The sequence below is a fragment of the Actinomadura geliboluensis genome (genome assembly GCF_005889745.1).
Classification (GTDB): domain Bacteria; phylum Actinomycetota; class Actinomycetes; order Streptosporangiales; family Streptosporangiaceae; genus Spirillospora; species Spirillospora geliboluensis.
Genome location: NZ_VCKZ01000102.1, coordinates 1 through 22,911, shown reverse-complemented (window position 1 = coordinate 22,911; position 22,911 = coordinate 1). Strand labels below are relative to the sequence as shown.

19 protein-coding genes are annotated in these 22,911 nt (G+C 72.9%); 7 read left to right on the top strand and 12 right to left on the bottom strand.

Annotated features, from left to right (window positions below; genetic code table 11):
* The 3 genes from ETD96_RS16130 to ETD96_RS16120 form a co-directional block, all read left to right on the top strand.
* On the top strand, nucleotides 1-1,634 hold a 1,634-nt coding region (locus ETD96_RS16130; protein ID WP_138637254.1), incomplete at its 5' end, for an ABC transporter substrate-binding protein.
* A gap of 90 nt (nucleotides 1,635-1,724) precedes the next feature.
* Nucleotides 1,725-3,122 (top strand): APC family permease, encoded by a 1,398-nt coding sequence (locus ETD96_RS16125; protein WP_138637252.1) that lies wholly within the window; start codon nucleotides 1,725-1,727, stop codon nucleotides 3,120-3,122.
* Nucleotides 3,119-4,129: an acetamidase/formamidase family protein gene (locus ETD96_RS16120; RefSeq protein ID WP_138637250.1), complete on the top strand. Its 1,011-nt coding sequence runs from the start codon at nucleotides 3,119-3,121 to the stop codon at nucleotides 4,127-4,129. Before ETD96_RS16125 ends, ETD96_RS16120 begins: the two co-directional genes overlap by 4 nt.
* Here the strand turns inward: ETD96_RS16120 and ETD96_RS16115 are convergent.
* Both ETD96_RS16115 and ETD96_RS16110 read right to left on the bottom strand, forming a co-directional pair.
* A complete protein-coding gene (locus ETD96_RS16115; RefSeq protein ID WP_138637248.1) occupies nucleotides 4,091-4,804 on the bottom strand; it encodes an ABC transporter ATP-binding protein in 714 nt (237 codons plus the stop codon). The two genes, ETD96_RS16120 and ETD96_RS16115, sit on opposite strands and share 39 nt — an antisense overlap.
* On the bottom strand, nucleotides 4,801-5,817 hold the full coding sequence (locus ETD96_RS16110; RefSeq protein WP_138637246.1) for an FtsX-like permease family protein: 1,017 nt from the start codon (nucleotides 5,815-5,817) through the stop codon (nucleotides 4,801-4,803). Before ETD96_RS16110 ends, ETD96_RS16115 begins: the two co-directional genes overlap by 4 nt.
* 163 nt (nucleotides 5,818-5,980) lie before the next feature.
* Between ETD96_RS16110 and ETD96_RS16105 the strand changes: the two genes are divergently transcribed.
* Both ETD96_RS16105 and ETD96_RS16100 read left to right on the top strand, forming a co-directional pair.
* The gene (locus tag ETD96_RS16105) at nucleotides 5,981-7,153 is read left to right on the top strand and encodes a sensor histidine kinase (protein WP_138637244.1); all 1,173 of its coding nucleotides are present in this window, start codon (nucleotides 5,981-5,983) and stop codon (nucleotides 7,151-7,153) included.
* The gene (locus tag ETD96_RS16100) at nucleotides 7,150-7,782 is read left to right on the top strand and encodes a response regulator (RefSeq protein WP_138637242.1); all 633 of its coding nucleotides are present in this window, start codon (nucleotides 7,150-7,152) and stop codon (nucleotides 7,780-7,782) included. Before ETD96_RS16105 ends, ETD96_RS16100 begins: the two co-directional genes overlap by 4 nt.
* A gap of 24 nt (nucleotides 7,783-7,806) precedes the next feature.
* Here ETD96_RS16100 and ETD96_RS16095 read toward each other — a convergent pair whose 3' ends face one another.
* Nucleotides 7,807-9,960: an MMPL family transporter gene (locus ETD96_RS16095; protein ID WP_205719296.1), complete on the bottom strand. Its 2,154-nt coding sequence runs from the start codon at nucleotides 9,958-9,960 to the stop codon at nucleotides 7,807-7,809.
* Nucleotides 9,961-10,063: 103 nt separating this feature from the next.
* On the opposite strand from ETD96_RS16095, the gene ETD96_RS16090 reads away from it, so the two are divergent.
* Nucleotides 10,064-10,651 carry a TetR/AcrR family transcriptional regulator gene (locus ETD96_RS16090; RefSeq protein ID WP_138637240.1) on the top strand — a complete coding sequence of 196 codons (588 nt, stop codon included), beginning with the start codon at nucleotides 10,064-10,066 and terminating at the stop codon, nucleotides 10,649-10,651.
* Here the strand turns inward: ETD96_RS16090 and ETD96_RS16085 are convergent.
* From ETD96_RS16085 to ETD96_RS16065, 5 genes are all read right to left on the bottom strand, one after another.
* Nucleotides 10,648-11,301, bottom strand: coding sequence for a response regulator (locus ETD96_RS16085; RefSeq protein WP_138637238.1), 654 nt, complete (start codon nucleotides 11,299-11,301; stop codon nucleotides 10,648-10,650). The genes ETD96_RS16090 and ETD96_RS16085 overlap by 4 nt on opposite strands.
* Nucleotides 11,294-12,457 carry a sensor histidine kinase gene (locus ETD96_RS16080; protein ID WP_138637237.1) on the bottom strand — a complete coding sequence of 388 codons (1,164 nt, stop codon included), beginning with the start codon at nucleotides 12,455-12,457 and terminating at the stop codon, nucleotides 11,294-11,296. Before ETD96_RS16080 ends, ETD96_RS16085 begins: the two co-directional genes overlap by 8 nt.
* 14 nt (nucleotides 12,458-12,471) lie before the next feature.
* Nucleotides 12,472-13,212, bottom strand: coding sequence for an ABC transporter permease (locus tag ETD96_RS16075; RefSeq protein WP_138637235.1), 741 nt, complete (start codon nucleotides 13,210-13,212; stop codon nucleotides 12,472-12,474).
* A gap of 1 nt (nucleotide 13,213) precedes the next feature.
* Complete coding sequence (locus tag ETD96_RS16070) at nucleotides 13,214-14,119, bottom strand: ABC transporter ATP-binding protein (RefSeq protein ID WP_171069052.1); 906 nt, start codon at nucleotides 14,117-14,119, stop codon at nucleotides 13,214-13,216.
* 118 nt (nucleotides 14,120-14,237) lie between these two features.
* Nucleotides 14,238-15,308, bottom strand: coding sequence for a tellurite resistance/C4-dicarboxylate transporter family protein (locus tag ETD96_RS16065; RefSeq protein ID WP_205719295.1), 1,071 nt, complete (start codon nucleotides 15,306-15,308; stop codon nucleotides 14,238-14,240).
* Nucleotides 15,309-15,465: 157 nt separating this feature from the next.
* On the opposite strand from ETD96_RS16065, the gene ETD96_RS16060 reads away from it, so the two are divergent.
* Nucleotides 15,466-16,791, top strand: a complete 1,326-nt coding sequence (locus tag ETD96_RS16060) for an RNA-guided endonuclease InsQ/TnpB family protein (RefSeq protein ID WP_240807712.1) — start codon at nucleotides 15,466-15,468, stop codon at nucleotides 16,789-16,791.
* On the opposite strand, the gene narI is transcribed toward ETD96_RS16060, so the two are convergent.
* From narI to ETD96_RS16040, 4 genes are all read right to left on the bottom strand, one after another.
* On the bottom strand, nucleotides 16,701-17,456 hold the full coding sequence (gene narI, locus ETD96_RS16055) for a respiratory nitrate reductase subunit gamma (RefSeq protein ID WP_240807705.1): 756 nt from the start codon (nucleotides 17,454-17,456) through the stop codon (nucleotides 16,701-16,703). The genes ETD96_RS16060 and narI overlap by 91 nt on opposite strands.
* Complete coding sequence (gene narJ, locus ETD96_RS16050; protein ID WP_240807703.1) at nucleotides 17,453-18,085, bottom strand: nitrate reductase molybdenum cofactor assembly chaperone; 633 nt, start codon at nucleotides 18,083-18,085, stop codon at nucleotides 17,453-17,455. Before narJ ends, narI begins: the two co-directional genes overlap by 4 nt.
* A complete protein-coding gene (narH, locus tag ETD96_RS16045; protein WP_138637232.1) occupies nucleotides 18,082-19,713 on the bottom strand; it encodes a nitrate reductase subunit beta in 1,632 nt (543 codons plus the stop codon). The genes narJ and narH overlap by 4 nt, the downstream gene beginning before the upstream one ends.
* The coding region (locus tag ETD96_RS16040; protein WP_138637231.1) for a nitrate reductase subunit alpha at nucleotides 19,713-22,911 on the bottom strand (3,199 nt) is incomplete at its 5' end. The genes ETD96_RS16040 and narH, both read right to left, overlap by 1 nt.

The following is a 22,911-nucleotide window of genomic DNA, read 5'->3' as shown; positions in this document are numbered from 1 at the left end:
CGCTCGCGGTGGGCGGCGCCCTGATCGCGGCCGGTCTGGCGGCGGACGGGTCGACGGCCCTGACCCTCGCCGGGGCGGGCGCGATGGCGCTCTTCGTAGGGGTGGTCGTGGTGTCGCCGGTCGCCGGGCGTCCGGTGATCCGGGCGCTGTCCTGGCCGTTCGCCCGGTTCGGCGGGAACCCCGGCCGGATGGGCGGGCGGAACGCGCTGCGCGACCCCCGGCAGACGGCGGCGACCGCGTCCGCGCTGACGATCGGGCTCGCGCTGATCGCGACGGTGTCGGTGGTCGTCCAGTCGATGGCCTCGTCGGTGGACCGGCAGCTCGACGCGGGCCTCACCGCCGACTACCAGGTCACCGGCCGCAGCCAGATCACGCCGGTGGCGGCGGAGGCGGCGCGCGCGGTGGCGGGCGCGGACGGCGTGCGGTCGGCGATCCCGATCCGGACGGCGCGGTTCGAGCTGGACGGCTCCGTCCGGACGGCCGCGGCGGGCGAGCCGGGCGAGCTGCTCGGCCATTTCCGCCTGCCGCTCCAGCAGGGGACGCCGTCCGTACGCGGGGACGCCTTGCTCGTCGGCCGCGGCGTCGCGGCGGCGCAGGGCTGGACGGTCGGCACCACGATCGACGGCCGCTACCAGGACGGGACGCGCCGCACGTTCCGCATCGCGGGGATCTACGCCGACCGGCCGTCCGTGACGCCGTCCGCCCCGTCCATGATCATCGATTGGGCGAGCTACCGGAAGCGCGACCCCGGTGCGCCCATCGACCGCATCGAGGTCAACGTCACGCCGGCGGGCGCGGGCGCCGGCAGGGCCGCGCTGGAGGCGGCGCTCGCCGGGGTGGTGCCGTACATCTTCACGCCGCCGCACGAGGGCGGGCCGCGGCGGGCGGGCGTGGTGCTGCTCGGCGACTCGCCGGAGCGGCAGCTCGGGCCCGCGGTGCGGCGGCTGAGCGAGCGGCGTGGCCTGCGGCGGTGGGCGCTGGTCGGCAACGACTACATCTGGCCGCGGTCGGTGCACCGGGTGGCGGGGCGGCTGGTGCGGTCGCTCGGTGCCGAGGTCGTGCTGGACCGGCTCGTCCCGTTCCCGCTGGCGTCCGGCGACGATCCGGAGGCCGGTTTCGAGGAGCTGGTGGACGCGCTGGAGCGGGCGCGCGCGCAGGCGATCCTGCTCAGCCTGGTCGGCCGGGACCTCGCGGTGTTCAACCGGGTGTTCGCGGCGGCGCGGCCGGCGTCCGGGGTGGTGCGGCTGTCCGGGGCGCTGGAGGAGAACGTGCTGCTCGCGGCGGGCGGTGACGACACCGGGGAGCTGTACTCGGCGATGCGGTCGTTCGCCGGGCAGGGCGACGACCGCCGGATCGCGCTGGCGGAGCGGTACCGGGCGGCGTTCGGGGCGGCGGCGCCCGTCCTCGACACCTACGCGGAGGGCTGCTACGACGGCGTGCACCTGGCGGCGGCGCTCGCGGCGGCGGGGCTGCTGACCGCGCGGGACGGGCGGTCCGGCGCGGTGCGGCTGCTCGGCGGGGACGACCGGGCGGCCCGGCTGGCGTGGTCGGCGGCGCCGCTCGGGCCGCCGCCCGCGGCGACCTACCTGGCCAGGGCGGACGGCCTGGACCTCGCCGTGATCGCCCGGCTGTGAAGTCTTTTCGTTTGGAATCTTTTCATCTGAAAAGAAAAGCTCTAGGGTCGCTCACGGCGCGGGGCGGGTCCCCCGCGCGGAGGAGGGGCCATGAGCACCGAGCAGGCGAAGCTCGAACAGTACGGCTACACGCAGGAGCTGAAGCGCTCGCTCGGCTTCCGCGACCTGGTGGTCTACGGGCTGATCTTCATGGTGCCGATCGCGCCGTTCGGCATCTTCGGCAGCGTCTTCGAGGGCGCGGGCGGCATGGTCGCGCTCGCGTACGCGGTCGGCATGCTGGCCATGCTGTTCACCGCCGCGTCGTACGCGCAGATGTCGCGGGCGTTCCCGATGGCCGGGTCCGTCTACACCTACGCCGGGCGCGGGATCGCGGCGCCGGTCGGGTTCCTGGCGGGCTGGATGATCCTGCTCGACTACGTGCTGGTGCCGGGCCTGCTGTACCTGATCGCGAGCGTGGCGATGAACTCGCTGGTACCCAGCGTCCCGGTGTGGCTGTGGCTGGCCGCGTTCGTCGTGCTGAACACGGTCGTCAACTTCTTCGGCATCGAGATGACCGCGCGGATCAACCGCGTCATGCTGCTCGCCGAGCTGGTCATCCTGCTGATCTTCCTGGCCGTGGGCGTGGTGGCGCTGGCGCAGGGCAAGGGGCACAGCGGCGGCAGCTTCACGCCGATCTACAACGGCGACACGTTCTCGTGGGGGCTGGTGTTCGGCGCGGTGTCCATCGCCGTGCTGAGCTTCCTCGGCTTCGACGGCATCTCGACGCTGGCGGAGGAGAACCGCGAGTCAGCCCGCGCCATCGGACGGTCGATGGTCGCCGCGCTGGTGCTGGTCGGGCTGCTGTTCATCGTCCAGACGTGGGTGGCGTCGCTGCTCGTCCCCGACCCGGACGCGCTGGTGAAGGACGGCGACCCCGACGGCACCGCGTTCTACGACGCCGCGCGGGTCGCGGGCGGGGCCTGGCTGGCGAAGCTCACGGCGCTCGCCACCGCGATCGCGTGGGGCTTCGCGAACTCGCTGGTCGCGCAGGCGGCGACGTCCCGGCTGCTGTATGCGATGGCGCGGGACCGGCAGCTGCCCCGTTTCCTCGCCAAGGTGCACCCGACGCGGCGCGTCCCGGTCAACGCGACGCTGCTGGTCGCGGCGGTCTCGCTGGTGCTCGGCCTCTACATGGCGGAGCGGGACGACGGCATCACGCTGCTCAGCTCGCTGGTGAACTTCGGCGCCATGACGGCGTTCCTGACGCTGCACGTGTCGGTCGTCGTCCACTACGTCGTCCGCTCGGGCAGCCGGGACTGGGGGCGGCACCTGGTCGCGCCCGCGATCGGCTTCCTGATCCTGGGCTATGTGGTGATCAACGCGAAGGTCGCGGCGCAGAAGCTGGCGTTCCTGTGGCTGGCGGTCGGGGCGGCCGTGCTGGTCGCGCTGCTCGTCATGCACCGGCGCCCGGCCCTGGCCGGCATCGAAGAGGAGGAGGACGGCAAGTGACGCTCGACGTGGTCGCGCTGGACGGCGCGGAGCCCGCCTACGCGTTCGGCGGACGGGAGGCGGCCCTCACGGTCGCCCCCGGCACCGTGGTCGAACTGACCACCGAGGACTGCTTCGGCGGCGCGGTGAAAGGGGTGGACGACCTGCCGAGCCGGGTGTGCACGTTCCCCTACCTGAACCCGGTGACCGGCCCGATCGCGGTCGAGGGCGCCGAGCCCGGCGACGCGGTCGCGGTGCACTTCGTGGACATCCGCCCCGCCCGGGACTGGGCGGTCTCCACCACGTTCCCGCACTTCGGGGCGCTGACCACGACGCACGCGACGGCGATGCTGCACCCGGCCCTGGAGGAGCGGGTGTGGGTCTACGAGGTGGACGCCGCCCGCGGCGTCTGCCGTTTCCGCGCCCGGCGCAGCGACTTCGAGGTGGAGCTGCCTCTCGACCCGATGCACGGCACCGTGGGCGTCGCGCCCGCCGCCAACGAAGTGATCATGAGCATCACGCCGGGCGCGCACGGCGGCAACATGGACACCCCGGAGATGCGGGCGGGCACGACGGCCTACTTCCCCGTCAACGTGCCGGGCGCGCTGATCTCCCTCGGCGACGGCCACTGCCGGCAGGGCGAGGGCGAGGTGTGCGGGACGGCCGTCGAGGCGGCGATGAACACGGTCGTGGTCGTCGACCTCATCAAGGGCGCCGCTCCGGCGTGGCCCCGGCTGGAGGACGACCTCCACCTGATGTCGACCGGTTCGGCGCGCCCGCTGGAGGACGCCTTCCGGATCAGCCAGCACGACCTGGTCACCTGGACGTCCGCCCTCGCCGGCCTAGAGGAGCTGGACGCCTACCAGCTCGTCAGCCAGGCGGGCCTGGCCCCGGCGGGCAACGTCGTCGACACGAACTACACGATGCTCGCCAAGCTCCCCAAGTCCGCCCTGCCGGGGGTGTCCGCCTACGACGGCGTCCACGCGCGCCTACGCGAGACCGCGGAGCGCTACCTCTCCGAGCGCTGACCGCTGCGCGAGACGGCCGTCGGTCATCTCGTAGACGCGGTCGACGGCGGCCAGCTGCGCCCGGTCGTGGGTGACCATGACGGTCGCCACGCGGGCGTCGCGGGTGAGGTCGGCCAGGAGCTTCACGATCTGCTCGCCCCGGTGGTGGTCCAGGGCGCTCGTGGGCTCGTCCACCAGGAGGACCCTCGGGTCGTTCATCAGGGCGCGGGCGATGTTCACGCGCTGGCGTTCGCCGCCGGAGAGCTGGTGCGGGCGCTTGTGCTCCATCCCCGCCAGGCCGACGGCGTCGAGCAGTTCGCAGGCGCGGTCGGCGGCGTTCCGGCGGCCGGCCCGGCCGCCCGACAGGTGCGCCATGACCGCGAGCTGGTCGGCGGCGGTGAGGGACGGCAGCAGGTTCGGCTGCTGGAAGACGATGCCGATGAGGTCGCGGCGCAGCCGGGTGCGCTCGGCCGGGCCGAGGCCGGTCACGTCCCGGCCCGCGATCTCGACGGTGCCGGCGGCGGGCGGGATCAGCGTCGCCGCGACGGCCAGCAGGCTCGACTTCCCGGAGCCGGACGGCCCGGCGACGGCGGCGAACTCGCCCGGCCGGACGGCCAGGCTCACGTGGTCGAGGGCGGTCAGCGTCCGGTCGCCGTCAGGGTAGGTGAGGACGACATCGGTCAGGTTCAGGCTCATCGTGCCGCTCCCAGCGCGGTCAGCGGGTCGACAGAAGTGATCTTGCGGATGGCGAGCGCGGCCCCGGCGGCGCCGAGCGCGATCATGGCGGCGACGGGGAAGGCCGTGGTCCCCGCCGACACGACGAACGGCACCGCGCCGCCGAGCGCCAGCCCGGCCGCCGCGCCGATCGCGCCGCCGAGGCCCGCCCCGGCGAGCAGGACGAGCACGGCCTGGGCCAGCGCGTCGCGCAGCAGGTAGCCGGTGCTCGCGCCGAGCGCCTTGAGGACGGCGACGTCCCCGCGGCGCTGGATCGTCCAGACGGTGAAGAACGCCCCGATGACCAGCGCGGAGATCGCGAACAGGAAGCCGCGCATGAGCTGCAGCGACCCGTTCTCGGCGGCGTAGGACGGGATCTTGGAGACCGCGTCGCCCGGGGTCAGCGCGGTCGTGCCGAGCCGCCGGTCGGCGGCGCCGAGGTCCGGGTCGCCGGTGACGTGCAGCAGCAGGACGGACGAGCCCTGCGGGTCGGCGGCCTTCCAGTCGTCCATCCGCAGCCAGGCGACCGGATTGTGGCTGTAGGACGCGGCGCCGCCGACGCCCGCGACGGTGAAGGAGCGTCCGGCGATCTCCGCTGTGGCGCCCGGCTTGAGCCCGGTCTCCTCGGCGAGGTCTCGGGAGAGGGTGACCTGGCCCGGCGGCGGCGCGTCCTTGCCCGCGTCGACGCCGAAGAGGGCGACCGGAGTGCCCTCTCCCAGCCGGTTCATGCCGATGCCGAGCGGTTCGGCCCGTACGCCCGGGACGTCCTGCCAGCCCTGCAGCGTCCGCTGGTCGATGCGGCTGGTCGTGAAGGAGTCGCCGTTCAGCACGACGCGGTCGGCGGGCAGGTTCGCGATCGCCGAGCCGCTGTCGCGGGCCAGGCCCTCAGTGAGCCCGGACAGCATCGTCACGAGCAGGGTGATGAGCAGGACGACCGCTCCCATCAGCGCGAACCGCCCCTTGGCGAAGCGCAGGTCCCGTAGCGCCAAGAACACCGTGAATCCCCCGTCCAGCTCGGTTCCAGTGCCTCCAGCCTCGCCGCACGGGACGGGGCGGCACATCGTGCGGCGGCACCGCCGGGCCGCCTCCTTCCGGACGGCCGGAATCAACCTTTCGATCGATGTGACCTAGGAGTTCCTCACTTACGCTGGGTGAGAAATGAGGAACGATCCGTTCTCCCCGGCGATGCGCCTGCTCGCCTGGGCCATGCACGGCACCTTCGTGGTCCTGCTCGCGATCGCCCTGGCGCGCAGCCTGCGGGACGGCCCGGTGCTGGCGGGCGGGCTCCTGCTGGGCGCGGTGTACGCGGGCGGGATCGTCCAGAGCACGCGGCACCGTCCCCGGCTCGGGCCGGCGCGGGCGTGGCTGGCGGTGCTCACCGCCGGGTGGGCGGCGCTGGCGCTCGCGTCCCCCGCCTTCGTGTGGCTGGCCTTCCCGCTGTTCTTCCTGTACGTCCACCTGCTGCGGCTCGCGTGGGCGCTGCCCGGCGTGGTGCTGCTGACGGCCGCCGCGATCGGCGCGGTCGCCTGGCACGGCGACGGGGTCACGCTCGCGGAGGTCGTCGGGCCGAGCGTCGGAGCGGCCGTCGCGACCCTGATGGCGCTCGCCTACCAGGCGCTCTACCGGGAGAGCGAGGAGCGCCGGCTGCTGATCGACGACCTCGTGCGGACCCGGGAGCGGCTCGTCCGGGCGGAGTCGGACGCGGCGCGGCTCACCGAGCGGGAGCGGCTGGCACGGGAGATCCACGACACGCTCGCGCAGGGCATGTCGAGCATCATCCTGCTGCTGCGCGCCGCGCAGCGCGACCTCGACTCCGACCGCGACACCGCCCGGGGACGGCTCGCCGAGGCCGAGGAGGCGGCGGCGGAGAACCTCGCGGAGGCCCGCAACTTCGTGCGGGAGCTGGCGCCGCCCGTGCTGGAGCGGTCGTCGCTCACCGACGCGCTCCGCCGGATCACCGAGTCGGCGGCGGCGCGGTCGGCGTCCCGGATGCGGTTCGAGACGTCCGGCGAGCCGCTGGAGCTGCCCACCGAGTACGAGGTGGCGCTGGTCCGCATCGCGCAGGGCGCGCTCGGCAACGCCGCGCAGCACTCCGGCGCCGGCAACGTCGGCGTCACGCTGACCTACCTCGACGACATGGTGGTGCTGGACGTCTACGACGACGGCCGCGGCTTCGACCCGGCGGCGCCGGTCGACGGCTACGGCCTGCGGGCCATGCGGGAGCGGGCCCGCGCGCTCGGCGGCACGCTGGAGGTCGAGTCCGCGAAGGACGAGGGCACCGCCGTCGTGGCGACCCTCCCGGTACCGGCCGGCGACGGGGGCGGCACATGAGCCCGATCAGGATCCTGCTGGTGGACGACCACCCGGTGGTGCGCTCCGGCATCCGCGCGATGCTCGCCGACCAGCCCGACTTCGAGCTGGTCGGCGAGGCGGCGACGGGCGAGGAGGGCGTCGCGGAGGCGCGGCGGCTGAAGCCGTCGGTCGTCCTGATGGACCTGCGGCTCGGCGCGGGCATCCACGGCGGCGAGGCCACCCGGCGCATCACCGCCGGGCCGGACGCGCCGCGCGTCCTCGTGCTGACCACGTTCGACACCGACTCCGACATCCTCGCCGCGATCGAGGCGGGCGCCACCGGCTACCTGCTCAAGGACGCCCCGCCGGACCGGCTGTTCGCCGCGATCCGGTCGGCCGCCGCCGGGGACAGCGCGCTCGCGCCGAGCGTCGCGTCCCGGCTGCTCGGCCGCATGCGGACCCCGGCGGCCACCCTCACCGCGCGGGAGCTGGACGTCCTCGGCCTGGTCGCCGAGGGATTGTCGAACCGGCAGATCAGCAAGCGGCTGTTCCTCAGCGAGACGACGATCAAGACGCATCTGGTGCACATCTACGCCAAGCTCGGCGTCGACTCCCGCACCGCGGCGGTCGCCGCCGCGACCCGCCGCGGGCTGATCCGCCCGTCCTGATCCCTCCCGATCAGCCCCTCCCGATCAGCCCCGGACGGCGGGGCGGCGCGGCCACAGCGCCCGGTCGCCGAGCAGCCGCACGATCGCCGGGACCAGCAGCGGCCGGACGACGAACGTGTCCAGCAGGATGCCGATCGCCATCGCCATGCCGAACTGGTACAGCTCGCGGATCGGCTGCGTCATCAGCACCGCGAACGTCCCGGCGAGGATCAGCCCGGCCGAGGACACCACGCCGCCCGTGCGGGTGATCGCGGCGCGCAGCGCCTCCACCGGAGGCTTGTGCGCCGCCTCCTGCCGGTACCGGCTCATGATGAAGATGTTGTAGTCGACGCCGAGCGACACCAGGAAGATGAACACGTAGGCGGTGACCCGGTTGCCGATGCCGAGGTCCCCGCCCAGCCAGACGGTGATCGCGACGGTCAGGCCGAGCGTGGCCAGGAACGACAGGACGAGCGTGGCGAGCAGGTACAGCGGCGCGAGCACCGACCGCAGCAGCCCGGCCAGCACCGCCCCGACGATCAGCAGCACCAGCGGGACGAGGACGAGCATGTCCCGGTCGAGCGCCGACTTGATGTCGGCGGTCTCGGCGGTGGGCCCGGCCACGAGCACCCGGGCCTGGGCGATCCCGGCGTCCCGCGCGGCCGTGGCTGCGGCGGCCCGGAGCGGGTCGACGGCGTCCATCGCGGCGGGCGAGTAGGGGTTGTCCTTCAGGACGACGGTGATCCGCGCGGCCCCGCCGCCGGGCGCGATGTCGCGGGACGGGTCGAACGCCGTCCGCGCCGCCCGCGGGGCGATCTTCGCCCGGACGGCCTCCGCCTGGCCTGGGGTGATGCCCGTGCCGCGCACGAGCAGCGTGGACGGCGCGATCTCCCCCGGGCCGAGGTCGCGGTCGATGATGCGCTGCCCGGCGGCCGAGTCGGTGCCGACCCGGAACCCGCTGACGAAGTCGAAGCTCTCCTTGTAGCCGGTCATGCCGAGGCAGAGCACGGCCAGCAGCACGAGGGTGGCCGCGAGGACGCGGCGCGGCGCGACGACGACCAGGTCCGCGGCGCGCCGCCAGACGCCTCCGCCGGCCGCGCGCCGGGCCATCGCCACCTCGGAGAACGGCCAGAACACCGCGCGTCCGAGCAGCAGGACGGCCGCCGGGATGAAGGTGAAGGCGACGACCGCCATCACCGCGACGCCGAGCGCCAGGTAGGGCCCGAAGCCGCGCAGCGCCGGGGACACCAGGGCCAGAAGCGCGAACATGGCGAGCACGATGGTGGACGCGCTGGCCAGCACCGACTCCGCCGTCCCGCGCAGCGCCGCCCGCATGGCGGCGAACCGGTCGGGGGCGTCGGCGAGCGCCTCCCGGTACCGGCTGGTGATGATCAGCGCGTAGTCGGTGCCGACCCCGAACAGCAGCACGGTCATGATCGACGCGGTCTGCGAGCTGACGGTGATGGCGCCCGCGTCGGCGAGCAGCGCGCCGAGCGTCTGGGTGACACGCATGGCCACGCCCACCGCGAGCAGCGGCACGAGGGCCAGCAGCGGCGACCGGTAGACCGCCAGCAGGATCACCAGGACGAGCAGGACGGTGCCGAGCAGCAGCACCTTGTCCCCGCTGGAGAAGACCTTCACGGTGTCGACGATGATCCCGGCGGGGCCGGTCACCGCGACCGTCGCCGCCGGGGCGGCGTCCTTGACGGCCGTCCGGAGACCGGCGACGGCGTCCTCGAACGCGTCACCGGTCGGGTCGCCGGTGACGGGGACGATGACGACGCGCGTCTTGCCGTCCGCCGAGGTAAGGCCGTCGCCGCCGGGGACGCAGTCGGTGCCGGGCTTCGTCCCGTCCTGGCCGCACACCGGGGAGACCGGCATGCCGAACCCCTCCCCCGCGGCCCCTGCGGCGCGGGTCACGGCGGCGGTGGCGGCCGGGCCGTCCTCGGCTTTCACGACCACGACGGCCGGGAGGGCGTCGCTGCCGGGGAAGGCCCGCTCCAGCTCCCGCTGCGCGACCGACGAGTCGCTGGCCGCCGGAGCGCTGTTCGCCGACGAGTTGTCCTGCACCGATTTCAGGTCGGGGGCCAGCCCGGCCAGGGCACCGGTCAGGACGATCCAGAGCGCGACCGTGAGGGCCGCCGAGCGTTTGGAGGCGAGCATCGCCCGCAGCAGAGCCGACATGGGCACCTTCATCATGGGGACGGGGAATTTTGGAAACAGGGTGTCGCTATAACTGCGGATACCATATCCGGGCCCGGTCGATGGGCCGTCCGGGGGTGGGGGAAGCGGAGGCGACGGGGTGCCGAAGATCAACGCGCCGACCGTCCGGGAGCACCACAGCCGGATGGAGGCGGCGCTGGTCGACGCGGCCGAGGAGATCCTGCGCGAGGGCGCCGGGCTCACCGTGGGCGCGGTGGCGCGCCGGGTCGGCATCGCCCGGTCCAGCGTCTACAAGTACGTCGACACGGTCGACGAGCTGATCGAGGCCGTCGTCGCCCGCGACTTCCCGCGCTGGACCGAGGCCGTCCGGCGGGCGGTCGACGCGGCGCCCACCCCGGCGGAGCGGGTCCTCGCCTACGCCCGCGCCAACATCGCCGAGGGCTCCGGCGGCGACCACAAATGGCGCGTCGGCCTGGCCCGCGCGTCCCTCTCTCCCGAGGGCACGGCCCGCATCATGGCGCTGCACCGCGACCTGGAGGCCCTGCTCAGCGGGTCCGTCGAGGAGCTGGACGTCCGGCACCCCGACCTGCTGCAAAGCGCCGTCCAGTCGCTGGTCGACACCGCCGTCCGCGCCATCGACGCGGGCAAGGACCCCGCAGCCGTCACCGACTTCACCATCAGCGCGATCAAGGCCATCATCGACGGCCCTCCCGAGGAGCCCGGCTAGGGCAGCAGGTGCCTCTCGTAGGCGGTGGCCACGGCCGCCGCCCGGTCGTTGACGTCGAGCTTCGCGTAGATGTGCGTGAGGTGGGTCTTGACCGTGGCCTCGCTGATGAACAGCTCGGAAGCGATCTCCCGGTTGCCGGTGCCGCGCGCCACCAGCCGCAGCACCTCCAGCTCGCGGGCGCTGAGCGAGCCGCCGCCGCGCGGGTCGCGCACCCGCGACACCAGCCGGGCCGCGATGGCCGGGGACAGCACGGTCCGGCCCTCGGCGGCGGCGCGGACGGCGTCGAACAGCTCGTCGCGCGGCGCGTCCTTCAGCAGGTAGCCGGTCGCGCCCGCCTCGATCGCCGGGATCGTGTCGGTGTCGGTGTCGTAGGTGGTGAGGACGAGCACCTTGCAGGGCAGCCCGCGCCGGGTGAGCTCGGAGATGGCCTCGACGCCGCCTCCGCCGGGCATCCGCAGGTCCATGAGGACGACGTCGGGCCGGAGTTCCGCGGCGAGCGCCACGGCCTCGCGGCCGTCGGCGGCCTCGGCCAGCACCTCGAACCCGGGGGCGGCGGCGAACATGCCGCGCAGGCCGTCCCGCACGACCGGGTGGTCATCCACGATCAGCAAGGTGATGTCAGCGGTGTTCTCGGCGGCGGCGTCAGGCATGGCGGATCAACGGTACGCGGGCGGACACGGCCGTGCCCCGGCCGGGCTCGGACTCGACCTCCAGGGTGCCGGCGACGCGCTCGGCGCGCTCGCGCATGGCGGTCAGCCCGAAGCCGCCGGACGGGCGGGCGGCGACGGCGAAGCCGCGACCGTCGTCGCGGACGTCCAGGGTCACCTCGTCGTCCATGTAGGAGAGGGTCACGCCGACGCGTTCGGCGTGCGCGTGGCGGGCGGCGTTGGCGAGGGCCTCCTGGGCGATGCGCAGCAGCGCGGCCTCCAGCTCGTCGTGCAGCGGCTCGACCGTGCCGGTGACGGTGAACCGGGCCCGGCCCTCGGTGGCCTTCTTCAGCGCCTCGGGGAGCGTGCCGTGCTCCAGGTCGGCGGGCGCGAGGTCCTGCACGGACCGGCGGGCCTCGCGCAGGCTCGCGCGGGCGAGGTCGGTGGCGCGGCGGACGTGCTCGCTGTCCTCGGCGGCCTGGAGCTGGGTGATGATGCCCGCGAGGCCCTGCGCGATGGTGTCGTGGATCTCGGCGGCCAGCCGGCGGCGCTCGTCGCTGACGCCGGCCTCGCGGGCCTGGACGAGGAGCTGGGCCTGCAGGCCGGCGTTCTCGGCGAGTGCCTGCTCCAGCCGGGCGTTGGTCCGTTCGAGTTCGGCGATCGTCTCGTCCTGGACGCGGGTGCGCTCGGCCTCCCGGTCGGCGAGGGCGCCGAAGACGACGATCAGCCCGCTGTTCAGGACGAGGAGCCCGGCGAACCCGGCCGCCTGGCCGGGGCTCTGCGGCGGCAGCCCGCCCGACTGCGCGCCCGCCATGGTGACCGCCGTGACGAACGCCCCGGCCATGGCCCAGCGCCGGCTCAGGAAGTGCTGGGAGTCGAAGTACCCGAGCACGGCGTAGACGGAGAAGAACGGGTTCAGCCAGGACATGGCGAAGGCGAGGGCGGTCCGCGTCCAGAAGTAGACGGGCCCCGGGATCTTCCGCCCGGCGTGCAGGATCTGGAGCGCCAGCGCGGTGACCAGGAGGGCCGCCGCCGCCCGCTCCTCCGCCACCGACATGACCATGTCGCGGATGAGCAGGGCCAGGAAGGTCGCGAGCGGCAGCAGGGCGAACGGTCCCCAGCGATAGAACCGTTCCCATTGCTCCTGGATTGTCGCCATTGCCCCAGTTTTCCCTACTCCCAGCGGAACCAGCGAACGGCGGCGGCGATCAGGACGGCGGCCCACCCCGCGGTGACGCCCAGGTGCGCCCAGTCGGGCCAGCCGCCCTCGGCGGCCTGGTTGAGGGCCTGCGACGCGGCCCCGAACGGGAAGTACTCTACGACGTCCTGCAGCAGGTCGGGCATGGCCTGGACCGGCACCCACACCCCCGCGAGGAACATCGCCGGGAAGAACACGACCGACCCGACGACGGTGGTGGCCTTGGTGGTCGGCGTGACCGCCGTGACCGCCGCGCCCAGCGCGAGCGCGCTGAGGGCGCCGAGCAGCAGCGCCAGCAGGTAGCCGGGCACCTGGCCGGGCAGCGCCACGCCGAAGGCGATCCGGCCGACGGCGATGACCAGCAGCGCCGACCCCAGCGCGGCGGCGAAGTGCAGGACGATCTGCGCGGCCAGCAGCGAGCCCGGCCGCACCGGCGTGGTCGACATGCGGCGCAGGATGCCGCGCTCCCGGTACCCGGACAGGACGGGCGGCAGCGCCTGGATCCCCGCCATGATCAGCGCGAGCAGCACGTTGACCGGGACGTACAGGTCGATGACGCGGTTGCCGCCGAGGGAGGGGTCCGGCTCCCGGAACGACGGGATCAGCCCGAGGATCGTCAGCAGCACGGTCGGGAAGGCGACGATCCAGAACAGGCTGAACGGCTCGCGGGAGAAGAGCCGGGCTTCGGCCCTGAGGACGGCGGTGGACGCGGACACGTCAGTTCTCCTGCTCTGCGGTGAGTTCGAGGAAGGCGTCGTCCAGCGTGGAATCGGTGATCCGCAGCTGGTGGGCGGTGATCTGGCGGCGGGCGAGCAGCGAGATGACCGCGTTGACGGTCGCGTCGGTGCCGTGCACGGTGACGCGGCCGTCCCGCAGCTCGAAGGTCGTGGCCTCGGGCAGCCCGGTCAGCTCGCCGTCGTCGAGGGGACGGGACGGGGTGAAGGAGAGCACGGTGCCGCCGGCGCTGCGCCGGATCAGCCCGGCGGGGGTGTCGAGCGCCGCGAGGCGGCCCTGCTTGAACACCGCGATCCGGTCGCAGAGGCGCTGCGCCTCCTCCATGAAGTGGGTGACGAGCAGGACGGTGACGCCGGAGCCCCGGACGTCCTCGATCAGCTGCCAGGTGTCGCGGCGGGCGCGCGGGTCGAGGCCGGTGGTCAGCTCGTCCAGGACGACGATGCGGGGGCGGCCGATGAGGGCGAGGGCGATGAACAGGCGCTGCTTCTGGCCGCCGGACAGCTTGCCGAAGCGGCTGGCGAGCTTCCCGGTGATGCCGAGGCGCTCGGCGAGTTCGCGCCAGTCCGCCGGGTCCGGGTAGAAGGCGCTGTAGAGCTCCAGCGCCTCGCGCACGGTCAGCTTCTCCTGGAGTTCGCTCTCCTGGAGCTGGACGCCGAGGATCCGGGTCAGCTCGCCGCGCTCGGTGCGCGGGTCGAGCCCGGCGACGCGGACGGCGCCCGCGTCGGGCTCGCGCAGCCCCTCCAGGCACTCGACGGTCGTCGTCTTCCCGGCGCCGTTGGGGCCGAGGATCCCGAAGATCTCCCCTTCCTCGACGGCGAACGTGACGTCGTCCACCACGGGACGGCCGCCGTAGACCTTGCGCAGGCCGTTGACTTCGATGATCGGCATGCTTCGAGCATCCCGGCGGGCGCCGCCCGCGCACATCGCCCGGCCCGCTCGACCCGGCATCAACCGATCGGATGATGCCGGGCTACGACCTTCCCGAGGGCTGCGACTTCCCCGAGCGCTACGACTCGGCGGCCGCCGGTCGGGGCCAGACCAGCGTCCGGCCCAGGTGGACGATCATCGCGGCGAACGCGAGCGTCCACGCCGCGACCGCCACCCACATCTCGTGCCTGCCGATCCACTCGACCGCGGGCAGGTCGTCGGCGACGCCGAGGTACTGGCCCGCGACGCCGTACATGCCGAGGGGGAACACGATGCTCCACAGCGTCGCCTCGTACCGGAGCGGGACGCGGTTGACGGCGTGCCGCCACACCCCGGCCGCGACCAGCGGGACGATCAGCCAGCTGCCGAACGCCCAGAACACGACGCTGGTCCCGGCGATCAGGCCGCGGGTGGCGTTCACCATCGGCGCGTCGGCCATCTCCACGATCCGGGCGCCGGCCACGACGGTGATGGCGGTGGCGCCCATGGCGACCCAGTAGGGCGGGGTCAGGTCCTTCGGGCGCAGCGGGTACATCAGCATCCGCGCGGCGACGAACACGCCGGCGGCGGCGTACAGGATCGCGCCGACCGACCAGGAGCAGACGGCGACGAGCGCGAGTTCGGAGCGCATCGAGCTGACCGGCTCCAGCGCCGCCGCGAGCACCGCCACGGACTGGCTGGCGACCACCCAGATGAACCAGGTGCCGTTGGCGCCGGCGATGACGGGCCGGTCCTCGCGGCCGAGCACCGCCGTCCACGGCACGACGTAGCCGAGCACGATCCAGCCGATGCCGCCGACGGCGAGCAGCGCGAACGCGATGCCGTGCTCGCCCGTCCCGGCGATGCGGGTGCCGAGCACGTCGGTGCCCGCGACGAAGGTGAAGAACCCGAAGCCGCGGGCCGGGTCGGTGAAGTCGGCGCGCAGCTCGGCGCGGTACGCGACGGCCCGCCACGCGGTCGCCGCGACGAGCACGGCGTAGCACGCGATGGCCAGCCACATCAGCGCGTGGGAGAGCGTCTCCAGCCCGTTGGTATGGACGCCGATCGAGACGATCCCGGTCCCCATCACCAGCGCGAAGTACCCCGGATTGAGACTCGCCACCGCCTGCTCGACCGCGCCACGCCGTTCCCCCGTGCGCTCGCTGATCACCAATCCTCCGAAGGCCACCCCCGGCGCTTTGGGCCAGGTGGGATTCGTAGTCTCTCAGCTCAGGTCCGAAGGGGTCGGGACAGTCCGGCATCGACTTTCGTCGACGCACGGCCGCATTCTCCGTACATCCACGTTCACTTTCTGTAATGTGCCGGTCATGCGGACGGCGTACAAGTGCCGGGCCTATCCCGATCCAGAGCAGGCGGCCATCCTCGGCCGCACGTTCGGCTGCGTCCGCCTGGTGTGGAACAAGGCCCTCGCCGAACGCCACCGCGCCTGGCGCTCCGAGGGCAGGCGCATCTCTTACAAGGAGGCCGACGCCGCGCTGACGGCGTGGAAGAAGACTGAAGAGTTGGCGTTCCTGTCCGAGGTGTCCTACGCGCCGCTGCAACAGGTGCTGCGGCACCAGTACGCAGCGTTCGCAGCGTTCTTCGCCGGCCGCGCCCGCCATCCCCGCTTCAAGAACCGTGCCTCCCGCCAGACCGCGCACTACACCCGTTCGGCGTTCCGTATCAAGGACGGCGAGTTGTGGCTGGCCAAGACCACCGCGCCGCTGCCACTGGTGTGGTCCTTCGACGAGGTGGACCTGGCCACACTGAACCCGACGAGGGTGGTGGTCTCGCGGGACCCGGACGGCCGCTGGTATGTGACCTTCGCCGTTGACACCGACGTCCCCGCGCCCATGCCCGCCATCGGCCACGCCATCGGAATCGACCTCGGCGTGAAGGACTTCGCGGTGACGAGTGACGGCGACCGCATCGCCAACCCCCGCCACCTGGAGAAGAAGCAGCGCAGTCTGGCTCGGTACCAGCGGCGTATGAACCGCAAGCAGCCCGGCAGCAACAACCGGCACAAGGCCAGAACCAAGTTCGCCCGAGCCTCTCGCAAGGTCCGCGATGCCCGTGCCGACTTCCTGCATCGCACCAGCTCGAACCTCGTCCGCCGGGCGGACGTGATCGTGATCGAAGACCTCGCGGTCGCCAACATGATGCGCAACCACAGGCTGGCCCGCGCCATCTCCGACTGCGGATGGGGCGAGTTCCGCCGCCAACTCGAGTACAAGGCCGGACGCGCCGGGCGCGTCCTGGTGGTGATCGACCGCTGGTTCCCCTCGTCCAAGACCTGCTCGGCGTGCGGGCACCTGCTGGAAACCCTGGGTCTTTCCACCCGGCACTGGACGTGTCCGGGCTGCCGCACCCGGCATGACCGGGACATCAACGCGGCCAAGAACATCGTTGCGGCTGGTCGAGCCGTAGCCGGGCAGGCGCCCGGCGAGGTCTGTGGAGCTGACGTCGGACGGCAGGGGATCTCCCCACCGCAGTCGGCACGGAAGCAGAAACGCCCGCGGCGCAAGCCGCGGGAATCCCCTCCTTGCGAGGGGAGGGAGTCAAATCAGTACGGTACGCCGATCTTGCGCCACTTCCGTCCCCCGGTCCCCGGTTCGGGCGGCGGGGCGGCGCGGCGGTCGCGGTACACGACGTAGGGCCGCCACAGGTACCACAGCGGGATGCTCCACGCGTGGACGAGCCGGCTGAACGGCCACACCGCGAAGATCATCCAGGCGGCGGTGGCGTGCACCTGGTACATGATCGGAGCGGCGCCGATCGCGCGGTGGTCCGGGGAGCCGGCGAACAGGCTGCGGAACCACGGGGACACCGTGTTGCGGTAGTCGTAGCCGCCCCCGAACTGCTGCACGCCGAGCGTCAGGTAGATGCCGAGGACGCTGATGATGCCGAGCAGGATCAGCGCGAGGTAGTCGACCGCGCTGGTCGTCGCCCGGACGCGCGGCACCCCCATCCGGCGGAAGATCAGGATTCCGGCGCCGACGAGCACGCCGATCGCCGCGACCGACCCGGCGATGCCGGAGAACAGCGTGTAGGCGCGCTCGGGGATGCCGAGCCACTCGGTGAACGACTTCGGGACGAGGATGCCGATGACGTGGCCCGCGATGGCGGCGAACGTGGCGTAGTGGAACAGCGGCGCGCCCCATTTGAGGAGGCGGCGCTCCTGCAGCTGGGTGGAGCGGCTCGTCCAGCCGAACTGGTCGTAGCGCCACCGCCAGATGTGCCCCACCACGAAGACGATCATCGCCGCGTAGGGCAGGATCACCCACCACCACAGGTCGCCGCTGGTCATCGCGTCGGTCATCGCCGAGCCCCCGCTCCGGTTCCGTCCAGGTACTCCGGCGGGGCGAACGGCGCGAGCCCCACCTCCTCCTCGGGGGGACCCTGCTCCCGCGCCCGCCGGACGAGCGCGAGGTCGCGGCGGCCGGGGCGCGGCAGCCGCGCGCACACCGCCTCGACGAGGTCGGCGTAGGGGGTGCCCGCGTCGTGCAGGGCGGTGCGCAGCAGCTCCAGGTCGGCGCGGTGCCGGCGGAGCAGCTTCTCGCCGTCCGGGGCGAGCGCCGCGAAGTCGAGGACGAGCGGCAGGTAGTCCGGCAGCTCGTCGTCGGACGGCGCGAACCCCGCGACCCGGTAGGCGGTCTTGAACGCCAGCAGCGCCATCCCGCGCTTGCGGGTGTCGCCGTGCCGGGCGTAGGTGAGGTAGAGCGCGCAGCGGCGCCGCAGGTCGAACGTCTCGACGTAGTGCTGCGCGACCTCGGTCGGCTCGGTGGCGCGCAGCCAGCCGAGGAACCGCGCGAACGCCTCGCGGGACGCCTTCGGCCGGGTCTCGGACGCGGCGGCGTCGAGCCGGTCGAGGCCCTCGAACAGCGCCATGGTCGGGTACTGGAGCAGCACGGAGGCGAGCTTGTACGCCTGGCCCGCCTTCTCGCTCACTGGGCGTCCCCTTCCGGGAAGAGGTGGGGGGCGTCGCCGCGCCCGTCCCAGCCGAGCAGGTTGAAGTGCGTCCTGCCGTCGTCGGCCCGGAACGTGCCCGCGCCGCCGCGCACCTCGCCCGGGTGGAAGCTCTCCACGCTCGCCTGCGGCCCGTGCCCGCCCATGCCGGGGCCGCCGTCGCCGTCGAGGCTGCAGAACAGCTGCTCGTGCTGGGCCATGAGCCGTCCGGCGTCCTCGGCGTGCGCCTTCGGGATGACGTAGCGGTCCTCGTACTTGGCGATGGCGAGGAGGCGGTACAGGTCGTCCAGCTCGTCCGGGGTGGACCCGACGGACGCGGGCAGGTCCTCGGCGAGGTCGAGCCCGAGCTGCCCGGCGCGCTGTACGGCGCGGACGGCGGCGAGCTTGCGCAGCACGTTCCGGACGGTCCCCGTCTCCCCCGCCGTGAACAGGTTGGCGAGGTACTCGATGGGGATGCGCAGCTCGTCGATGGTGGCGAACACCCGGTCGGGGTCGGCGTCGCCGTACCCGGCGGAGTGCGCGACGTCGGCGACCGGGGACAGCGGCGGGATGTACCAGACCATCGGCAGCGTCCGGTACTCCGGATGCAGCGGCAGCGCCACCCGGTGCCGGACGGCCAGCGAGTAGACCGGGGACCGCCGCGCGGCGTCGATCCAGTCGGCGGGGATGCCCGCCTCGGCCGCCGCCCTCCGCACCTCAGGGTCGGACGGGTCGAGGAACACCGACAGCTGCGCCTCGTACAGGTCCTGCTCGTTCGGCGTCGCCGCGGCCTCGGTGACCTTGTCGGCGTCGTACAGGAACAGCCCGAGGTAGCGGAGCCGTCCGACGCAGGTCTCGGCGCAGATGGTGGGCTGCCCGCCCTCGATGCGCGGGAAGCAGAGCGTGCACTTCTCCGCCTTGCCGGTGCGGTGGTTGAAGTAGACCTTCTTGTACGGGCAGCCGGACACGCAGAACCGCCAGCCCCGGCACCGGTCCTGGTCGACGAGGACGATGCCGTCCTCCGCCCGCTTGTACATCGCGCCGGACGGGCAGGACGCCACGCAGGACGGGTTGAGGCAGTGCTCGCAGATGCGCGGCAGGTAGAACATGAAGACCTGCTCGAACTCCATCCGGACCCGGTCCTCGATGCCGGCGAGGTCGGGGTCGGCGAGGGCGTGCTCGGGGGCGCCGGCGAGGTCGTCGTCCCAGTTGCTGCCCCAGCGCGGCGACATGTCGCGGCCGGTGAGCGCGGAGATGGAGTGCGCGCTGGGGTTCTGCGTGCCGAGCGGGGCGTCGATCACCGTCTGGTAGTCGTACGTCCAGGGGTCGCCGTAGTCGTCGATCGTCGGCAGGTCGGGGTTGTAGAAGATGGACAGCAGCCTGCGCAGCCGCCCGCCCGCCTTGAGCTGGAGCCGGCCCTTGCCGTCGAGCGTCCAGCCGCCCTTCCACTGGTGCTGGTCCTCGTAGCGGCGCGGGTAGCCGAGGCCGGGCTTGGTCTCGACGTTGTTGAAGTACACGTACTCGGTGCCGGGACGGTTGGTCCAGGTCTGCTTGCAGGTGACCGAGCAGGTGTGGCAGCCGATGCACTTGTCGAGGTTCATCACCATCGCGACCTGCGCCATGGGACGCATCAGAACCGCACCTCCTGGGACCTCCTGCGGATGACGGCGACCTCGTCGCGCTGGCTGCCGGTGGGGCCGTAGTAGTTGAACCCGTAGCTGAACTGGCCGTAGCCGCCGATCAGGTGCGTCGGCTTCACCACGAGCCGGGTGAGGGAGTTGTCGGAGCCGCCGTGCCAGCCGGAGATCTCCGATTTCGGGGTCATCAGGTGCCGGTCCATGGCGTGGTACATGAAGACCGTGCCGCGCGGCATCCGGTGGGTGACGACGGCCCGGCAGGCGACCACGCCGTTGCGGTTGTACGCCTCGATCCAGTCGTTGTCGCGCACGTCGATCGTCGCGGCGTCGGCGGGGCTCATCCAGATGACCGGTCCGCCCCGGAACAGCCGCAGCATGTGCAGGTTGTCCTGGTACTCGGAGTGGATCGACCATTTGGAGTGCGGCGTGAGGTACCGGACGGTGACCTCGGGCCGGCCCTCGTCCCGCAGCCCCAGTTCGCCGGAGTAGTGGCGGGCGTAGGTGAGCGGCGGCCGGTACGTCGGCAGCGCCTCGCCGTACTCGTGGATCCAGTCGTGGTCGAGGAAGAAGTGCATGCGGCCGGTCAGCGTGTGCCAGGGCTTCTTGCGCTCGACGTTGACGGTGAACGGCGAGTACCGGCGTCCGCCCGACTCGATGCCGGACCACTCCGGGCTGGCGAAGACCGGGCGCGGCTGCACCACCGTGTCGCTGAACGAGATGCGCTCCCCGGCGCGCTCCTCGCCGAGGTCGGCGAGGGCGACGCCCGTCCGTTTCTCCAGGTCGCGCCAGCCCTGCATGGCGACGTGCCCGTTCGTGGTGCCCGACAGCGCGAGGATCGCCTCGGCCATGTGCAGGTCCAGCGCCAGGGAGGGACGCCCGTCGGCCACACCGCCGCGCACGACGCCGTTCGTCTCGCGCAGGTAGGCGACCGCCTCCGACGGCACCAGGGAGACGCCCTTGGTGGACGTGCCGAGCGTCTCGACGAGCGGGCCGAGCGCGGCCATCTTCTCCGCCACCGCCGCGTAGTCGCGTTCGATCGTCACCAGGCGCGGCATGCTCACCCCGGGGACGGGCTCGCACTCGCCCGCCTTCCAGTCGAGGACGCGCCCGCCGGGCTGCGCGGTCTCGTCCGCGCTGTCGTGCATCAGCGGCACCGGGACCACGTCGGTGCGGGTGCCGAGGCGCCCGGCGGCGAGCCGGGAGAACTCCTCGGCGATGAGCCGGAACGCGTCGAAGTCGGTGCGCGACTCCCACGGCGGCGCGATCGCCGGGTTGAACGAGTGCACGAACGGGTGCATGTCGGTGCTGGACAGGTCGTGCTTCTCGTACCAGGTGGCCGCCGGGAGCACGACGTCCGCGTACGTGCACGAGCTCGTCATCCGGAAGTCGATGGTGGTGAGCAGGTCGAGCTTGCCGCGCGGCGCCTCGTCCCGCCAGGCCACCTCGGCGGGGCGCAGGCCGGGCGGCGACTCCTCGGCCCGGACGGCGTCGTCCGTGCCGAGCAGGTGCCGCATGAAGTACTCCATGCCCTTGCCGGACGAGCCGAGGACGTTCGCCCGCCAGATCGTCATCACGCGGGGCCAGTTCTGCGGCGCGTCGGGGTCCTCGCAGGCGAACTTCAACCGGCCGGCCTTCAGCTCGTCGACCACGTGCTCCGCGACGGGACGTCCCGCCGCCGCGGCCTCGTCGGCGATGTCGAGCGGGTTGCGGTCGAACCCCGGATGCGACGGCGTCCAGCCGAGCCGGGACGCCTGCGCGACGCAGTCGGCGAACGTCCGGCCCCGGAACAGCCCCCGGCTCAGCGGGCCGGACATCTCCCCCGGCCCGAACGTCTCGTACCGCCACTGGTCGGTGTGCAGGTAGAAGAACGACGTGCCGGTCATGTGCCGGGTCGGGCGCTGCCAGTCCAGCGCGAACGCCGCCTGCTGCCAGCCGGTCAGCGGCCGCACCTTCTCCTGCCCGACGTAGTGCGCCCAGCCGCCGCCGTTCACGCCCTGGCAGCCGCACAGCATCGTCAGCGTGAAGAACGCCCGGTAGATCTGGTCGGAGTGGTACCAGTGGTTCGTCCCGCCGCCCATGCAGATCATCGACCGGCCCCGCGACAGCTCGGCGTTGCGCGCGAACTCCCGCGCCACCCTGGCCGCCGCCGCGGCCGGGACGGACGTGACCTCCTCCTGCCACGCGGGCGTGTACGGGTGCGCGGCGTCGCCGTAGCCGTCCGGCCACTCGCCGGGGAGCCCGTCGCGCGGCACCGCGTACTGCGCCATCAGGAGGTCGAACACCGTCGTGACCAGCCGCCCGCCGACCCGCGCCACCGGGACCCCGCGCCGGACGACCGTGCCGCCCTCGGTCTCGCCGGTGTCGAAGCGCGGCAGGTCGACCGGCCGCGCGTCCTCGTGCCGCCCGTACAGGGTCAGGACTGGATCGACGTCGCCCAGGTCCAGGTTCCAGCGGCCCTGCCCGGACTCGGTGTACCGGAAGCCGAGCGTCCCGTTCGGCGCCACCGGCTCGCCGGTGCGCGCGTCAAGGAGGACGGGCTTGTGCGCGGCGCCCTCACCGGCGTCTCCCAGCTCGTCGGCGGTGAGGAACTTGCCCGGACGGACGGCGTCCCCGTGCTCCTCCAGCGTCACCAGGAACGGCAGGTCGGTGTAGGTCTTCACGTACTCGGTGAAGTACAGCACCTGCCGGTCGCGGAAGAACTCGGTGAGCACCACATGGCCCATCGCCATCGCCAGCGCGCCGTCCGTGCCGGGCGCCGCCGCGAGCCAGTCGTCCGCGAACTTGGTGTGGTCGGAGAAGTCCGGGGAGACGACCACGACCTTCTGCCCCCGGTACCGGGCCTCGGTCATGAAGTGCGCGTCGGGCGTCCGGGTGATCGGCAGGTTCGTGCCCCAGATGACGAGGTAGGACGCGTTCCACCAGTCGCCGGACTCGGGGACGTCGGTCTGGTCCCCGTACACCTGCGGCGACGCGATCGGCAGGTCGGCGTACCAGTCGTAGAACGACAGCACCGTCCCGCCGATCATGGACAGGAACCGGGTGCCGGCCGCGTACGACACCATCGACATCGCCGGGATCGGCGAGAACCCCACGACCCGGTCCGGCCCGTACTCCTTGATCGTGTGGACGTGGGCGGCGGCGATCAGCTCGGTGACCTCCGGCCACGACGACCGCACGAACCCGCCCTTGCCC

Bases quoted from the DNA above. Each gene is read 5' to 3' on its own strand.
- ETD96_RS16085 (WP_138637238.1), bottom strand. From the start codon at position 11,301: ATGCCTGACGCCGCCGCCGAGAACACCGCTGACATCACCTTGCTGATC.
- ETD96_RS16060 (WP_240807712.1), top strand. From the start codon at position 15,466: ATGCGGACGGCGTACAAGTGCCGGGCCTATCCCGATCCAGAGCAGGCG.
- ETD96_RS16105 (WP_138637244.1), top strand. From the start codon at position 5,981: ATGAGGAACGATCCGTTCTCCCCGGCGATGCGCCTGCTCGCCTGGGCC.
- ETD96_RS16125 (WP_138637252.1), top strand. From the start codon at position 1,725: ATGAGCACCGAGCAGGCGAAGCTCGAACAGTACGGCTACACGCAGGAG.
- ETD96_RS16070 (WP_171069052.1), bottom strand. From the start codon at position 14,119: ATGCCGATCATCGAAGTCAACGGCCTGCGCAAGGTCTACGGCGGCCGT.
- narI (WP_240807705.1), bottom strand. From the start codon at position 17,456: ATGACCGACGCGATGACCAGCGGCGACCTGTGGTGGTGGGTGATCCTG.
- ETD96_RS16095 (WP_205719296.1), bottom strand. From the start codon at position 9,960: ATGATGAAGGTGCCCATGTCGGCTCTGCTGCGGGCGATGCTCGCCTCC.
- narH (WP_138637232.1), bottom strand. From the start codon at position 19,713: ATGCGTCCCATGGCGCAGGTCGCGATGGTGATGAACCTCGACAAGTGC.
- ETD96_RS16115 (WP_138637248.1), bottom strand. From the start codon at position 4,804: ATGAGCCTGAACCTGACCGATGTCGTCCTCACCTACCCTGACGGCGAC.
- ETD96_RS16080 (WP_138637237.1), bottom strand. From the start codon at position 12,457: ATGGCGACAATCCAGGAGCAATGGGAACGGTTCTATCGCTGGGGACCG.
- ETD96_RS16100 (WP_138637242.1), top strand. From the start codon at position 7,150: ATGAGCCCGATCAGGATCCTGCTGGTGGACGACCACCCGGTGGTGCGC.